Here is a 14,885-nt window from a genome sequence, read left to right on the forward strand (position 1 = left end):
GGCCAACCCTGCGTTTTCGCCTAGTCTGTAAGGAAGCCAACACTAGGAGTAGCCTGCCCATGCGCCGTATCCGCCAGCTTCGCAGTGCCCTGCTGGGCGCCGTCGTCCTCGTGGCCGTCCTGCTGGGAGCCGTGAGCCCGGCGTCGGCGCACGACACCGCGGAGTCCACCAGCCCGGCCGCCGGAGCAACCGTCGCGGCACCGCCGGAGCAGGTCTCGGTCACGTTCAACCATAATCCGCTCGCCCTTGGCTCGCAGATCCTGGTCAACGACTCCACGGGCGCCAACTGGGCGGACGGCCCTGTGAAGATCGTGGACAACGTCGCTGCGCAGAAGCTGAAGTCCGGCGCCCCCGCGGGGCAGTACACCGTGAACTGGCGGGTGGCCAGTTCCGACGGCCACCCGATCGAGGGCAGCTTCACCTTCACCGCGACGGCGGCGGCAGCGGGCCCGACGGCGGGCGCCGGCGTCCCCACGATGGGCACCGCCCAGCCGGGCACCACACCGGCGCCCGCCCCTGCGCCGGCCGGGTCGCAGCAGTTTCCCTGGAGCGTCATGGTCTTCGTCGCCGTCGGGGTCGGCATCCTGGTGGCCCTGGGCCTGATGGCCAAACGCCGCCTCACACCGGACGAGGGCAGCGACACCGAAGGCTGAACCAACCCAACGCGCCCCTGACAGCGCGACCGAAGTGCGCCTAGGCGGGGGCCGCCAGGGCAAAGCCGCCAGGCAGCAGGGCGGGGATCCCGTTCGGGTGGACCTTGGCGGAGATCGCCTGTCCCACCACTTTGGCCTGGCGCAGGACTTCCTTGGGCGTCGGGGTAATGAGCTCGCCCACGCCCACGAGGTACATTCCGAGGGCATGCATCGCCGCCATGAGGTTCTGCCCGGCCGCCATGCCAAGCTCCGAGAGCATGCGGCGCAGCTGGCTGTGGGCGCAGCGGGTCAGGACAAGGTGGTCGGCCAGCAGGACGCCGTCCGGGGTCCGGACGGCCCACTTCTCCGTGGCTGAGCCTTCCGTGCCGGCCTCGAGGAGGTCCAGCTGCAGGGCCCGGATGTTGTTCCGCACGTCGAGCTTGTGGCTTGCGGCGTAGTTGCGCAGGTGACGCAGGATTTCGTTGCGCTCCCGCAGGCTGGCGGCGTCCGCCGCGTCGCAGCGCTGGAGCGATGAGGTGTTGGCCGGATGGCCGGCTCCCAGGAGGTCGAGCCCGTCCACAATGATGGACGAGACACCCCGGCGCTGGAGCTCGCTGGCCACGGCCAGGCCGGAGAGCCCCGTCCCGATGACTACGGCGGTGGTCCGCTCAATCCCGCCGTACAAAGGCATGCTCGACACTGCAGGGTACCTCCTTGAAATGGTGCGAGTCGCGGGGAAAACCCCGGACGCCAACCCAGTCCTGGTCCCACAGCCCCAGCGGCTGCTTTCTGGAATACCAGTCTCGGTTCAGCAGTGCCTCGAAGGATACCTAAGATTCCCGCCCGTGGATAGAGGAGGTAGGACATCGGCTGTGGTCCCGGATTTCGGCGGTTTCCGCACCCGGATCCAATGGAAACCGTCCCAAAGTCCCGGGAATCCGGGCCATGAAACAGCGTGTTAACTCTGCGTAAATCCTTCCGTCAAGGCCCGCCGGGGACGCCCCCGCCGCCGTCTTGAATGTTCGCAAATAACCGAGAATAGTGAGGAAAATCAGGGGTTCCTGTACGCGGATTCCGGGTCGCCTCGCCGGTGGACGCCGGGCGGCAGTACTTCTGGCAGAATAGCCGCAACATCAGGCAAGAATCGCGAGGAGGCGGACCCCATGGGCCGTGAACAGGTGCATCCGGACCCGGCATGGGAGACCGGTGGCGAGCCGGCGCCGCCCCGCGGAATCGTCGTGGGAGTGGACGGCTCGGACCACAGCCATTGCGCCCTGGTCTGGGCAGCCCGCGAGGCTGAGCGCCGCCGCCGCCCGCTGCACATCGTGACCGCCTATTCCGTTCCGATCTTCGCTGCTTCCGGGCTCGACGGCGGCTACGCCACGGTGGACGACTCCGTCATCCGCGAGGGCGCCGAAGCCATCCTCAAGCACGCCATGGACAAGGTCGCGTTTTACAACATCGACGTCGACGCGTCCGTCGAAAACGGGGACGCGTCCGGCGTGCTGCTGGAAATGAGCGAAACCGCGGAGCTTCTGGTCTTCGGCACCCGCGGCCGGGGTGGCTTCGTGGGCCGGCTGCTCGGCTCCGTCAGCAGCGCGCTGCCCGCCCACTCGAAGTGCCCCACCGTGACTGTGCCGCTGATCTGCTCGGACCGCCTGGGCGAAACCACAGAGGACAAGCACGTCCTCGCCGAACGGGCAAAGTCGGGCAGCCAGCCGGTCGAGAACGTCGTGGTCGTCGGCGTCGACGGCTCCGAGCAGGCCCGCGTCGCCGTGCTGGAGGCCGCGGCCCAGGCGGAGCGGCTCTCCGCCCGGCTTCGCGTGGTGTGCGCGGTGCCGCAGTACACCGGCTCGCTGGCCTGGGTGCCCACCCCGATGGACCGCGACGCCCTGTTCGCCGACATAAAGGTCCAGCTCGACGCCGGCGTGGCCTGGCTGCGGAGCCACTTCCCCGCCCTGCAGGTGGAGACGCAGCTCGTGGACGGCTCACCCGTCGACATCCTCGTCGATGCCAGCCGGCACGTGGAGCTCGTGGTGGTCGGCACCCGCGGACGCGGCGGTTTCACCGGAATGCTGCTGGGCTCCACGTCCGACGGCGTCCTCCACCACGCCAAGGGGCCGGTCATGGTGGTGCCGGACCGCGACGACCCGCGGCTGGCGGACAGGGCCAGCTTCGGCCCGATGCTCGGCGACTCTTAGGATCCCGAGGCCACGGGCCCGGCGGCGGAAGGACGGATTGCGGATGGAGCACCCCGGGACGCCGGACCCTGCCAAGGGCGGGCCGGTCCTGGCATTGGAACGCCTTGGCCCGGACATGCTGGCCACGGTCGGCGGCAAGGCGGCCAACCTGGGCGAACTGGCACGCGCCGGCCTTCCGGTACCCGCCGGCTTCTGCCTGACCACCCGGGCCTATCTGGAGGCCACGGCCTCCCCGGCGCTGGCGGAGGTGCACCGCGCCCTCGCCGCAACAGCCCCCGATGACCTGGCGGGGCTGGCTTCGCTTGCCGCGAAGGCCCGCGCACTGGTGCTCGACGCCGGTGTCCCCGCCGGCATCGACGCCGCCGTCCGCGCCGCCTACGCGGCGCTGGGCGCTGACACGGCCGTTGCGGTGCGGTCCTCGGCGACCGCCGAAGACCTGCCGTTCGCCAGTTTCGCCGGCCAGCAGGACACATTCCTGAACGTGGTGGGCGCGGATGCCGTGCTGGCTGCCGTCCGCCGGTGCTGGGCCTCGCTGTGGACAGACCGCGCGGTGACCTACCGCGCGGTGCAGGGGATCGAGCCCTCCGCGGTGTCCCTCGCCGTGGTGGTCCAGCGCATGGTGGACGCGGCCGTGGCCGGAGTGCTGTTCACAGCCAATCCCGTGACCGGCCGGCGGCACGAGGCCGTCATCGACGCCAGCCCGGGGCTGGGGGAGGCCGTGGTGTCCGGGGCGGTCAACCCTGACCACTTCGTGATCGACGGCACCACCGGACGGATTCTCGAGCGGCGACTCGGGGACAAGGGCCTGCTCATCCGCCCCCTGCCCGGCGGCGGCACCGAGCGGGTGGCGCAACCGGACGCAGGGTTGACGCCCAGCCTCGACGATGCCCAACTGGCCGCCCTGGAGCTCCTGGGCCGCCGCGCGGAGGTGCACTTCGGCTCGCCGCAGGACCTCGAATGGGCCATCGGCCAGGACGGTGCCGTATGGCTTACGCAGTCCAGGCCCATCACCACGCTCTATCCGATGCCGGACCGGCATCCCTCCGGGCCAACCCCGCGCGTTTATTTGTGCTTCAGCCTGGCCCAGGGGCTCACCCGGCCCCTCACCCCGATGGGCCTCGCCAGCATCCGGCTGATTGCGTCCTCGGTTGCGGGGGCGGCGCATTTCCCGGTGCCGGTGCCCCGTGACGGGCCCGCGCCCTACACGGAAGCCGGTCAGCGCATTTTCTTCGATCTCACGCCGGTGGTCCGGAGCCAGTCCGGGCGCGCGATCGTCCCCCGCGTGTTTGACGTCATGGAGGCGCGCTCGGCCACCGTGATGCGCAACCTTTTCGCCGATCCCAGGTTCTCCGTGACCACAAAAACCCCGTGGCGGCTCCTGCGCCACGTCGCCCCGGTGGCGGCCCGGGCGAAAGTCCCGGAGACCCTGATCCGCGGCCTCATCCGGCCCGAGGCGGCACTGCGCCAGGCAGACCGCGTGGGCGAGCAGCTCCGCGCCGCACTCGCAGTGCCCGCCGGCGCCACCGCCACGCAGCGCCTGGACCACGTCGAGCGGATCCTCGGCCAGCATGTCTTTCCCGTGGTTCCCGCGATCTTGCCGCTGCCTGCCCTGGGGTTCGCCTTGCTGGCTGCGGCCAGAAAACTCGCCGGGAACCCGGGGAACGGGGCCTTGCAGGAAGTCCTGCGGGGGCTGCCCAACAACGTGACCACCGAAATGGACCTGGATCTGTGGCCGCTGGCTACTGCCATCCGCAACGACCCGGCGTCGGCGGCGGTGTTCGGCGACGCCGCATTGCCCGAGATAGCCCGGCGTTACCGGGCGGCGGACCTCCCCGGCGTCGTGCAATCCGGGCTGCGGGACTTCCTGGGCCGGTACGGCCACCGCGCCGTGGCGGAGATCGACGTCGGCATGCCCCGCTGGTCTGATGACCCGACCCACATCCTGGGGGTCCTGGCCAACTATCTGCGCATGGATGATTCTGCGCTCGCCCCGGACCGGCAGTTCGGCAAGGCGGCCAGGGAGGCGGAGGCGCAGGTAGGTCGGCTTGTGGCCGCCGCGGGGCAGCGCAGCCGCCTTCGCGGTGCACTCGTGCGGGCCGCGCTGCGGCGGACCCGGATGTTCGCCGGGCTGCGTGAGCTGCCCAAGTACCACCTCGTGGAAGCGCTCGGCGCCGTCCGGCAGGAGCTGGCGACGGTCGGGGCCGAACTCGCCGCGGCCGGTGCCATCGATGCGGCGGACGATATCTTCTTCCTCGATCTGACCGACGCGCACCGGGGGCTCGGCGGCGCCACGCTGCAGGGGCTTGTGGCCCAGCGCCGGGAGGCGTATGCGGCTGAACTGGGCCGCCGGCACATTCCCCGTGTGCTGCTCTCGGACGGCACCGAGCCCGAGGCGGTGCAGACCGGTGCTGCCCAGGCCGGTGCAGTGCGAACCGCCGCCGGCGGATGGGGGCCGGCGGGTTCCGACGGCGGCGCGGGGCGGCTCTCCGGCACGCCGGCCTCGGCCGGCACCATCACGGCCAGGGCCCGCGTGATCCTCGACCCCCACGGCGCGCACCTGGAACCCGGCGAGATCCTCGTGGCGCCGTCCACCGATCCGGGCTGGACGCCGTTGTTCCTGACGGCCGGCGGCCTCGTGATGGAAATGGGCGGGCCCAACTCCCACGGCGCCGTCGTCGCGCGGGAATACGGGATCCCCGCAGTAGTGGGGGTCCCCGACGCGACAGCGAGGATCACCACGGGCCACAGCATTACGGTCGACGGCGCCGCCGGCACCGTGACGCCGGCCGACTAGCGCCGGCCCATGCCGCCCCCGCATCATGCGGCCGGCCGGCTCGCTACAGTGGGCCCATGAGCGAAGAGCGCGGTTCCGAGGGCCGGGAGCCCGGGACCGCCGGAATGCCCGCGGCCGGCACCCCGGCGCCTGATACCGGGCCGCCCGAAATCCCCGCGCCCGGAGCCCCAGCGCCCGCGGCTGCCCCGGACGGAGTCCCCGCGCCCGCGGACCCGGACGCGTGGCTGCCGGACTGGTTCGTGGGGCGTCCGCTCACGGCCGGCTGGGCGTGGGCGGGGTTCTGGGCAGTGCTGATCGTGGCCGATGAATTCCTGGATCTGGCCGGCTGGTCCTGGTATGTGCTGGTTGGCCTGGCCGCCCTGCCGACGCTGCTGGCAAGCATCGCGCTTCTGCACGCCACCCCGCGCCGCTACCTGAAGCCGCGCCGGGACTCGGTCCTGGGCCATTTTTTCGTCCGCTTCCTGGCCCTGATCGCCGCCTTCCTTGTGTGGGGCGCGTCCGTGGTCATGAGCGCCTCCATTTCGACCACCCTTCAGTCACTCGTCGGGGCGTCCGAACGCGAGGTCACCGCGGTGGGCTTCAACCTCCTGCTGGCCGCGATCCCGCTGGTGGTCTCCGTTCTGTGGCTGGCTTTCATCATTCGCTGCGCCTGGTTCCTGCGGCGGCTCCGGGGCTGGAAACAGACGCCGGAACCTGGCGCCGTGCCCAAGAAGTTCCTGCGGGACAGGCCCCGGCTGAGGCGGGTGGTGGTGGGCCTGGCCCATCCCGGCCTGCTGCTCGTGGCGGGCCTTGGCACGTCCGTGCTCGCGTTCCTGCTGGGCGCGGTGGAACTGACCATTAATGTGCTGAAGTAGGAGGACCGGGCTGCCGGGGCCAGGCGTACTGTTGACCTATGAGCTGCACTGAAGCGCGCATTCCCCAGGCGCGGATAGTTGGAACATCTCTTTCCGGGGCGCGGTTACGATGACGCCCAAATGGCTGCGCTGGCTGCCCGCCGTCGCCGTTCCGGCCGTTATTGCCGCCGGCGCGCTGGCCGGATCCCTGCCCGCCAGCGCCGGGGACCCCCTGCCGCCCAAGACGCCGGAGCAGGTGCTGCAGTTGATCGCCCAGCACCGCGAGGCCGCCTTGTCCGGAACCCTGGAACAGTCCTCTGAGCTCGGGCTTCCCGAACTGCCCAAGACCGGTGCCGGCTCGGACGCGTCAGGGACGGCATGGCTCGAGCTGCTGACAGGTCCGCACACCGCGCGGATATATCGCGACGGCCCGGACAACGCCCGCATCCAGGTGATGGACCGGCTGGCCGAACGCAACGCCATCCGTCACGGCAACGACGTGTGGTTCTACAACTCCAAGGACAACACGGCCGCCCACGCCCAGCTCCCGGCCGACGACGCCGGTGACACCGGCCGTCACAGCGCCGGCAGCGACATCACCGCCACCCCCGACCAGCTCGCCGCGATGCTTCTGGCCAAGATCGAACCGGGCACGGACGTGGCGGTGGGCGCCGATGTCCAGGTAGCCGGCCGGGCCGCCTACAACCTGGTGCTCACACCGAAGTCCGATGCGACGCTGGTCGGGTCCATCGCAGTAGCTGTTGACGGCCAGACCGGGCTGCCGCTGGGTGTCGAGATCAAGGCGCGCGGACAGTCGGATCCCGCCTTCCGCGTCGCCTACACCAGCCTGACGCTCGGGGCCCCCGACGCGTCGGTCTTCGCGTTCACTCCGCCGCCGGGCGCCACGGTCGAGGAGATTCCGGTAAAGGAGCACAAGCACGGCAACGACGCCGGGAACGCGACGGCCCCGGCGGCCAGGGACAGCAACCGCAAGCCGGCCGTTACCGGGTCCGGCTGGGACTCGGTTGTTGAGTTCCCGGCGGGAACGGCCGGACCGGCGTCGGACGCCACGGCCCTGCTCGAACAGGCCACCGTTCCGGTCCAGGGCGGCCGGCTCTTGTCCACCGCGCTGGTGAACGTGTTGGTGCTCGACGACGGCCGGGTCGTTGCCGGCTCCGTGCCACTGGAGCGGCTCCAGGCCGCTGCCGCACAGAAGTGATGACGGGCGCGGGATGCGGTGACTGCCCGGTGACGGCCGCGTGAGTGCCGCCGGGCCGGCGGCCGAGCTGAGCATTGAGACCAGGGGCCTGACCAAACGGTTCGGCCAGCAGCTGGCTGTCGACGGCGTCGACCTGGCCGTGCCGAAAGGCGCGGTCTTTGGTTTCCTGGGCCCGAATGGCTCGGGGAAGACCACCACCATCAGGCTCCTGCTCGGCCTGGCCACGGCCACCGGGGGCTCCATGCGCGTGCTGGGCGAGGAGATGCCCGGGAAACTGAACGCCGTGCTGCCCCGGGTCGGGGCGCTGGTGGAAGGACCGGCGTTCTATCCGTTCCTCTCCGGTGCCGCCAATCTGCGCCGCATGGACGCCGCGGACCCCTATGGTTCGGCCGCGACGCGGCGTGCCCGCGTCCAGTCAGCCCTGGAACGGGTGGGTTTGACGCACGCCGCGGACAAGCAGGTCCGGGCCTATTCACTGGGGATGAAGCAGCGGCTGGGTATCGCCAACGCCCTGCTCGCCCCGCGGGAACTGCTGGTGCTGGACGAGCCCACCAACGGGCTGGATCCCCAGGGCACCCGTGAAGTGCGGAGCCTCGTGCGATCGCTCGCGGCCGACGGCGCCACGGTGTTCGTCTCCAGCCACCTGCTGGCCGAGGTGGAGCAGATCTGCACCCATGCGGCCATCATGAGCGCTGGCCGGCTTGTGGCGCAGGGAACCCTGGCGGAACTTCGCGGGGCTGGCCAGGCAAGGATCCGCGTGCTGACCCCGGATCCGGGGACCGCGGCGCAGGTGCTGGCGGGCCTGGGCCTGACCGCGACTCTGGGCGCCGACGGCCGTACATCCGGCGGCGATGGTTCCGGTGCCGCCGGCCCCGGGACGGACGCGGCCCTGTTCGCGTCGCTGCCTTCGGCTCCGGCTGCGGCCCCGGTTGTGGCTCCGCCGGGGGCGGCCGCCCGGGAAGACGGAGGATCGGCCCCGGCCGTGGAGCGGGCGGCCGTGCAGCCGGAAGCTGTGGTGGCCGCCCTGGTGGCGGCGGGGGTCCGGGTCCGCGGCTTCGCGACCGAACAGGCCAGCCTCGAGGACCGCTTCGTGGCTTTGACGGGGGAGGGGTTCGACGTTGTCCAGTAGCAGCTCATCCTTGGGCGATCCGGCCGCCGGACCAGCACTTGCCCCGGCGGCCGGCCGGCGCGGACCAGCCCCTGGCCGCAGTGCAGGGGCCGCAGGCCGCGACGGCGGGGCAGGCGCCCCTTCGTCCCGGCGCGGGTCCCTGACCGGCGGACTGCTGGCGTCCGAGCTCGGGGTGCTGTTCCGCCGCCGCAGGACGTGGGCCATGTTGTGCGCGCTGGCGGCCATCCCGATCCTGGTCGCGGTGGCGGTGCGGGTCTCCTCGGCCGTGCCGCCGGGCCGCGGGCCGGCCTTCCTGGACCGGATCGCCCAGAACGGCCTGTTCGTGGGCGTCACGGCCATGGTGGTCTCGGTTCCGCTGTTCCTGCCCCTCACCGTCGGCGTCGTGGCCGGAGATACGATCGCCGGCGAGGCCGGGCAGGGAACCCTGCGGTACCTGCTGGTGGCTCCCGCCGGGCGGACCCGCCTGCTGATCATCAAGTATGCCGGGGCGGCCGTGTTCGTGGTCGTTGCCCCGCTCGTGGTGGCCCTGACCGGGGCCGGAATCGGTGCGGCGCTCTTCCCCGTGGGGCCGGTGACTTTGCTTTCCGGCGACACGATCGGCACGGGCGAGGCCATGATCCGGCTCCTGCTGATTGCCGCCTATCTGGCGGTTTCGCTGCTGGGGTTGTCGGCGATCGGGCTGTTCATCTCCACCCTGACCGATGTTCCGGTGGGGGCCATGGCGGCCACCGTGGTGCTCTCGGTCGTCGCACAGGTCCTGGACGCGCTGCCGCAGCTCGAGTGGCTGCATCCGTGGCTTTTCAGCCACTACTGGCTGGACTTTGGCGATCTCCTCCGGCAGCCGGTCTCCTGGGATTCCCTTGCCGCCAATGCCCTCCTCCAGGGCGGCTACGTCGCCGTCTTTGGCGCGCTGGCTTACGGCAGGTTCATCACCAAGGATGTGCTCTCCTAGCCGCCAGAGCGGCCGTAACGGAACCCAAGGAACGGCGCCCCGGAACGGGTCTCAGTGGCGGGTCTCAGTAACGGGCCGCGTAGCCGTACAGCTGCATCCCGGACATGGCGGCAACATCGGTCACGGTAATGCCGGCGTCGGGGTTCAGTGCCTGGACCACGCGGCCGCCGCCGAGGTAGATCGCCACGTGGTAGAAGCCCGGTGCCGAACCCCAGACGAGCAAATCGCCCGGACGCGCCTGGGCGAGCGGGACATGGACGGGGGCCTGGGCGAACTGCTGGGAGGCCGTGCGGGGCAGGTACTTGCCGGCCGAGGCGAACGCATTCTGCACCAGGCCCGAGCAGTCAAAGCCACGGGTCCCGGTTCCGCCGTACTGGTAGAAGAACGGCGATCCGGTCTTGCCGAGCGCCACCGAAATCGCGGTCTGGTTTGACCCGCCGGAAATCGGCGCCGGAACCGGAACGGGTACTGGCGCAGGAACTGGCGCCGGAACGGGCGCAGGAACGGGTGCCGGGACCGGGGCGGGTGCCGGCGCGGGATCCGGCGCGGATGCGGGTGCCGGAACGGGTGCAGGAGCGGGCGCAGGGGCGGGCGCTGCGGCGGGGGCCGGCGCGTCGACCGGAGCCGGAGCGGCGGGCTGCCCTGCAGCCGAATCGTCCCGTGCCGGTGCTGCGGGGGCAGGCTGTGAACCCGTGCCGGGCTGCGGCGCGGGGCCGGCCGCCGCGGTCAATGCTGCGAGCCGAGCCTGCTGGCGCTGGCGGTCCAGGGCGTCCACCCGGGCCGATTCCAGCGCCGCGGTGGTGTTTCTCAGGCTTGCCAGCTGGTCGACGAGCGCGCTGCGCTGCGCTTTGGCATCGGCCACGACCTGGCGCTGGGCGGCGGCGGCGCGGTCGGCGTCGGCCTTGCGGTCCTCGGCGGTCGCGGCGGCCTCGTCGGCGGCGCGGTTGGCGTCCGCTGCGGCCTCGGTCAGGGACTGCGCGGCAGTGGCCGCGTTTTCCGCGGACTCGAAGGCCCGCGCACGTCCCGCCGTTACAGCCTCCAGCGTGGCGGCATCCTCCAGGGCCCGCCCGGAGCCACTGACAAAGCTGCTGAGGGCCGGGTTCAGGCCGCCGTTGCGGTACAGGTCGCCGGCCAGCTGGCCAACCTGCTTGCGGGCCTTGGCCTGTTCCGTCCCGGCGGCGGCAGCCCGGGCGGCCGCCACAGCCGCCGCGTCACGGCGTGTGGCCAGCTCCACGAGTGCCTCGCCGTATGCGTTGTTTGCTTGCAGGGATGCGGCCAGGGAAGTTTCCTGGCCGGCCGACGCGTCGGCCAGCAGCCCGTCGATCCTGGTGACCTCTGCCGCCGTCGAGCTCGCATTGGACTTGGCGGCAGCGATTTCTTCCGGTGAGGGGATCTCGGGCGAGGCCGGAACCCGGCCGGCAGCCGCCGGCTCGGAAGTCAGCGGTGCGGCCTGGGCGGGGAGCGCGAGCGTTCCAAGGAGGAAGACGGCGGTGCAGAGCACAGCCGTCTTGCGGCCGGATCCGGTCCAACTCATGGGCAAACCTCGCGAAGTTTCAGGCTGGAATGAGCGAGGTCGGATTTTGGCGCGTGCAAGCCCCTCTGCGGATCACCCAGCAGGCATGAGGCTACGTGCCAAAGGTCACTTTGGCAACACGAGTCACATGAATAACATAAACAACACTGGTGTCATTTGGCCACTTCCGCGGCGGGTGTGTCCCGCCGCCGGATCAGGCGTGCTGGTGGGCCTCGTGCTCCGAATGCGTGGCGGGCTCGAGCTGGAACGTGCAGTGTTCGGTGTCGAAGTGGGAGCCCAGGCAGCTGGTGAGCTTGTCCAGGACCCGGTCGGCGCCCTTGGCACCGAGCGCCGCGTCCTCCACCACCACGTGGGCGGAGAAGACGGGGACGCCGGAGGTAATGGTCCAGATGTGGATGTCATGGACGGATACCACTCCGTCCACTGCGAGGATGTGTTCGCGGATCATCTGAACGTCCACACCCTTGGGCGTGGCCTCGAGGAGCACGTCCACGACGTCGCGCAGCAGGTGCCAGGCCCGGGGCAGGATCATGAGGGCGATGAGGATCGAGGCGATGGTGTCGGCCGCCTGGAACCCGGTGACCATGATAACCACCGCCGCCGCGATCACGGCGAAGGAGCCCAGCAGATCCCCCAGGACTTCGAGGTAGGCGCCGCGGACGTTCAGGCTGTCCTTCTGGGCTCCGCGCAGGATCAGCAGGGAAACGAGGTTGGCGACGGCGCCGAGGACCGCCGCGGCGAGCATGATGTCGGTGTGGACCTCGGGGGTGGCGCCGAGCCTGCGGATGGCCTCGGTGAAGATGACCACCGAGATGACAATCAGGACCAGGGCGTTTGCCAGCGCCGCCAATACCTCGGCGCGCTGGTAACCGTAGGTGCGCAGATCGCTGGCGGGCCGGGTGGCGATCCACGCGGCCAGCAGGGCGATGAAGACGCCGGCGGCGTCCGAGAGCATGTGCCCGGCATCGGCGAGCAGGGCCAGGGATCCGGAGACCACGGCGCCGATCGTCTGCACGAGCACCACGGCGAGCGTGATGGCCAGGACGGCGACCAGACGCTTGCGGTGCTTCCCTGTGGCGGTAACGCCGTGCGTGTGGCTGTGGTCGTGTCCCATGCCTACAAGGCTATCCCCAGCCGAGCTCGTGCAGGCGCGCGTCGCTGATGCCGAAGTGGTGGGCGATCTCGTGCACCACGGTGACGGTGACTTCCTCGATCACGTCCTCGCGGGAGGCGCAGATGTCCAGGATGGGCTGGCGGAAGATGGTGATTCGGTCCGGCAGCGAACCGGCGTCCCACCAGGAGTCCCGTTCGGTCAGGGGGACGCCCTCGTAGAGTCCCAGCAGCACGGTGTCCGGATCCTCCCCGGGCTGCGGGGTGTAGTCGTCCTCGATGAAGATCGCGACATTGCTCATGGTCTTTGCCAGATCGGGCGGGATCCGGTCCAGGGCATCACTCACGGCGGCCTCGAAATCGGCCTCGGACATCGGGAAGGGGCCGTCACCACCGTCACCATTGTCACCGCCGTCCCCGCCGTTCGGATCGATTGGCAGGCCGGGCGGCAGGGAGGAGGGCATAGGCAAACTCTAGCGGGACCGGCGCCGGGTCAGCCCCACGCCCACGAGGCAGATCGCGCCGCCCACCAGGCCCCAGATGGTCGGAATCTCGCCCAGGACCAGCCAGGAGATCAGGATTGTGGTGCCCGGGACCAGGTAGGTGGTGGCGGCGAGGCGTCCGGCATCAATCATCGAAAGCGCGTAGGCCCAGGTGGTGAACGCGATAGCGGTGGGGAAGATGCCCAGATAGACCAGGCCCAGCGTGGCCGGCAGGGGAGCGGCCTGCAGCTCGGTGATCAACTGGCCACTGAAGGGCAGGCAGCAGAGGGCGCCCACCATGATGCCGAACCAGGTGGCCTGGGCGGCCGGGAACTTGCGGAGCACCGGCTTCTGGACGATCACGCTGACCGCGGCCAGCGCGGCCGCGAGCAGGCAGAGCAGCACGCCGGCCACATCCGCCGTCGACCGCTGGCCGGAACCAAGCGCGATCACGGCCACGCCGCCGAACGCGATCAGGCTGCCGATGATGAGCCAGCGCGGAAACCCTTCTTTCAGGATCACGCCGGCCATGACGGCGACCAGGATGGGGTTGACGTTGATCAGCAGGGCGGCTGTGCCGGCGTCGAGCATGTGTTCGGCGGCGTTCAGGGCCACGTTGTAGCCTCCGAACCACATGACGCCGTAGGCCAGGATGGGCCACCACTCGCGGCCCCGGGGCAGGCCCCTGAGCTTGGGCACCACCAGCAGGCCCAGCACGACGGCGGCAACCGCCAGCCGGCCGAGCGTCAGGGAGCCGGGGGAGAAGCTCGGGCCCACGGCGCGGATGCCCACGAACGCGGAGGCCCACAGGACCACGGTGACGACGACGGCGGCGATGCCGAGTCTGCTGATCGTGCCCGGCTGCCCGGCAGGGGGCGGCGAGGGTTGCGGGGCGGGTGCGGGGGCAGCGTGCGGAGACCCTTCGTGGGGGCCTGCGGACGGAGTGGGGCCGGATGGGGCGGTTGTTGCCATGCTGTCAATCTAGCCGTTCCCGCCGTCGCCCGGCTGGCGGGAATCGGTCACGTCTAGTCGAGATCCTGCCAACATCCCGGATGGCCTCAGCGCAGGACGCGCGCCGCCGCCCGGACAGCGGCCGCGACGTCGGTCAGCGCCGCCGAGCCGCGCCGCCACTGCTGCCAGTAGAGGGCAACGTCCACGTGCGCCCCCGGGGCGAGCGCCTCGAGCCGGCCGGCCAACAGGTCCTCGCCGATCTCGATCTCGGGCATCATGCCCCAGCCCATGCCCCAGCGGATGGCATCGCCGAACTCCTGGGCGGCCGGGACATAGTGGCGCGGCGGCTGAAGTGGGGCGCGGCTGATCCGGCGCAGCCAGCGGTCCTGCAGATCGTCCTTGCGGTCGAAGACCACAACGGGAGCCGCGGCCAGCGTCGCGCCGGTCGCCCCGGCCCCAAACCAGCGGCGCGTGAACTCCGGAGCGCACACCGGCAGATAGCGCATGGTGCCCAGTTTGCTGGACGAGCAGCCGGGCACGGGCTGGGCCGTCGCCGTGATCGCGGCAGCGGCGGCTCCGGCGCGCAGCAGGTCCAACGAATGCTCCTGGTCTTCGCGCAGGATCTCGAGCTGGACGTTGTCGCTGGCCGCCGCGAGGCCGGCCAGCGCCCAGGTGTGCAAGGAATCGCTGTTGATCACCAGCGTCAGCCGCGTCGCCCCGCGGGGTTGGTCCGGCTGCAGCTCCTCGGCCAGGTCCGCGGAGAGCAATTCCAGCTGCCGGGCGAAGCGCACCACGGCCTCGCCGGGCTCCGTGAGTCCGGGCGGACGCGCCCGGGTCAGGACCGGCCGGCCGACGGCGGTCTCGAGGGCCCGCACCCGCTGGCTGATCGCCGAAGGCGTCACGGACAGGTGCGCGGCCGCGGCGTCGAAGCTCCCGTGCGTCAGAATCGCGGCCAGTGTCCGGGCCTGCTCTGGGGTGATCTCCATCATTAGCCCATCTTACGTATCAGCAGAATCTTTAACTGGTTTCATCTTTGGCGGGCGCCTAC

General features: G+C 70.8%; 13 protein-coding genes. 7 read left to right on the plus strand and 6 right to left on the minus strand.

Features of this window, described 5'->3' with window-relative positions:
• Positions 1–59 precede the first annotated feature (59 nt).
• Positions 60–653: a copper resistance protein CopC gene (locus ABH915_RS02635; RefSeq protein WP_370117477.1), complete on the plus strand. Its 594-nt coding sequence runs from the start codon at positions 60–62 to the stop codon at positions 651–653.
• Positions 654–693: 40 nt separating this feature from the next.
• Here ABH915_RS02635 and ABH915_RS02640 read toward each other — a convergent pair whose 3' ends face one another.
• Entirely contained in the window at positions 694–1,323 is a 630-nt protein-coding gene (locus tag ABH915_RS02640) for an FAD-binding protein (RefSeq protein ID WP_370124917.1), read from the minus strand.
• A gap of 472 nt (positions 1,324–1,795) precedes the next feature.
• On the opposite strand from ABH915_RS02640, the gene ABH915_RS02645 reads away from it, so the two are divergent.
• The 6 genes from ABH915_RS02645 (at position 1,796) to ABH915_RS02670 (ending at position 9,760) form a co-directional block, all read left to right on the plus strand.
• Positions 1,796–2,833, plus strand: coding sequence for a universal stress protein (locus ABH915_RS02645; protein ID WP_018775998.1), 1,038 nt, complete (start codon positions 1,796–1,798; stop codon positions 2,831–2,833).
• A gap of 43 nt (positions 2,834–2,876) precedes the next feature.
• On the plus strand, positions 2,877–5,627 hold the full coding sequence (locus ABH915_RS02650; RefSeq protein ID WP_370117480.1) for a PEP/pyruvate-binding domain-containing protein: 2,751 nt from the start codon (positions 2,877–2,879) through the stop codon (positions 5,625–5,627).
• A 56-nt stretch (positions 5,628–5,683) separates the two neighbouring features.
• Entirely contained in the window at positions 5,684–6,481 is a 798-nt protein-coding gene (locus ABH915_RS02655) for a hypothetical protein (RefSeq protein WP_370117483.1), read from the plus strand.
• Positions 6,482–6,590: 109 nt separating this feature from the next.
• On the plus strand, positions 6,591–7,679 hold the full coding sequence (locus ABH915_RS02660) for an outer membrane lipoprotein carrier protein LolA (RefSeq protein ID WP_370117485.1): 1,089 nt from the start codon (positions 6,591–6,593) through the stop codon (positions 7,677–7,679).
• Positions 7,680–7,719: 40 nt separating this feature from the next.
• Positions 7,720–8,808: an ABC transporter ATP-binding protein gene (locus tag ABH915_RS02665; RefSeq protein WP_370117487.1), complete on the plus strand. Its 1,089-nt coding sequence runs from the start codon at positions 7,720–7,722 to the stop codon at positions 8,806–8,808.
• 139 nt (positions 8,809–8,947) lie between these two features.
• Positions 8,948–9,760: an ABC transporter permease gene (locus ABH915_RS02670; protein WP_370124918.1), complete on the plus strand. Its 813-nt coding sequence runs from the start codon at positions 8,948–8,950 to the stop codon at positions 9,758–9,760.
• A 64-nt stretch (positions 9,761–9,824) separates the two neighbouring features.
• Here the strand turns inward: ABH915_RS02670 and ABH915_RS02675 are convergent, their stop codons facing one another.
• The 5 genes from ABH915_RS02675 to ABH915_RS02695 form a co-directional block, all read right to left on the minus strand.
• Entirely contained in the window at positions 9,825–11,294 is a 1,470-nt protein-coding gene (locus ABH915_RS02675; RefSeq protein ID WP_370117490.1) for a C40 family peptidase, read from the minus strand.
• 193 nt (positions 11,295–11,487) lie between these two features.
• Positions 11,488–12,408: a cation diffusion facilitator family transporter gene (locus ABH915_RS02680; RefSeq protein WP_018775991.1), complete on the minus strand. Its 921-nt coding sequence runs from the start codon at positions 12,406–12,408 to the stop codon at positions 11,488–11,490.
• 10 nt (positions 12,409–12,418) lie between these two features.
• On the minus strand, positions 12,419–12,868 hold the full coding sequence (locus ABH915_RS02685; RefSeq protein WP_370117494.1) for a metallopeptidase family protein: 450 nt from the start codon (positions 12,866–12,868) through the stop codon (positions 12,419–12,421).
• Between the two features lie 9 nt (positions 12,869–12,877).
• Positions 12,878–13,858, minus strand: a complete 981-nt coding sequence (locus ABH915_RS02690) for a DMT family transporter (protein WP_370117496.1) — start codon at positions 13,856–13,858, stop codon at positions 12,878–12,880.
• An 86-nt stretch (positions 13,859–13,944) separates the two neighbouring features.
• A complete protein-coding gene (locus ABH915_RS02695) occupies positions 13,945–14,826 on the minus strand; it encodes an ArgP/LysG family DNA-binding transcriptional regulator (protein ID WP_370117499.1) in 882 nt (293 codons plus the stop codon).
• Positions 14,827–14,885 lie beyond the last annotated feature (59 nt).

It is taken from the genome of Arthrobacter sp. MW3 TE3886 (assembly GCF_041262145.1).
GTDB lineage: Bacteria > Actinomycetota > Actinomycetes > Actinomycetales > Micrococcaceae > Arthrobacter.

Bases quoted from the DNA above. Each gene is read 5' to 3' on its own strand.
- ABH915_RS02690 (WP_370117496.1), bottom strand. From the start codon at position 13,858: ATGGCAACAACCGCCCCATCCGGCCCCACTCCGTCCGCAGGCCCCCAC.
- ABH915_RS02680 (WP_018775991.1), bottom strand. From the start codon at position 12,408: ATGGGACACGACCACAGCCACACGCACGGCGTTACCGCCACAGGGAAG.
- ABH915_RS02650 (WP_370117480.1), top strand. From the start codon at position 2,877: ATGGAGCACCCCGGGACGCCGGACCCTGCCAAGGGCGGGCCGGTCCTG.
- ABH915_RS02640 (WP_370124917.1), bottom strand. From the start codon at position 1,323: ATGCCTTTGTACGGCGGGATTGAGCGGACCACCGCCGTAGTCATCGGG.
- ABH915_RS02655 (WP_370117483.1), top strand. From the start codon at position 5,684: ATGAGCGAAGAGCGCGGTTCCGAGGGCCGGGAGCCCGGGACCGCCGGA.
- ABH915_RS02695 (WP_370117499.1), bottom strand. From the start codon at position 14,826: ATGATGGAGATCACCCCAGAGCAGGCCCGGACACTGGCCGCGATTCTG.
- ABH915_RS02685 (WP_370117494.1), bottom strand. From the start codon at position 12,868: ATGCCCTCCTCCCTGCCGCCCGGCCTGCCAATCGATCCGAACGGCGGG.
- ABH915_RS02675 (WP_370117490.1), bottom strand. From the start codon at position 11,294: ATGAGTTGGACCGGATCCGGCCGCAAGACGGCTGTGCTCTGCACCGCC.
- ABH915_RS02635 (WP_370117477.1), top strand. From the start codon at position 60: ATGCGCCGTATCCGCCAGCTTCGCAGTGCCCTGCTGGGCGCCGTCGTC.
- ABH915_RS02645 (WP_018775998.1), top strand. From the start codon at position 1,796: ATGGGCCGTGAACAGGTGCATCCGGACCCGGCATGGGAGACCGGTGGC.
- ABH915_RS02660 (WP_370117485.1), top strand. From the start codon at position 6,591: ATGACGCCCAAATGGCTGCGCTGGCTGCCCGCCGTCGCCGTTCCGGCC.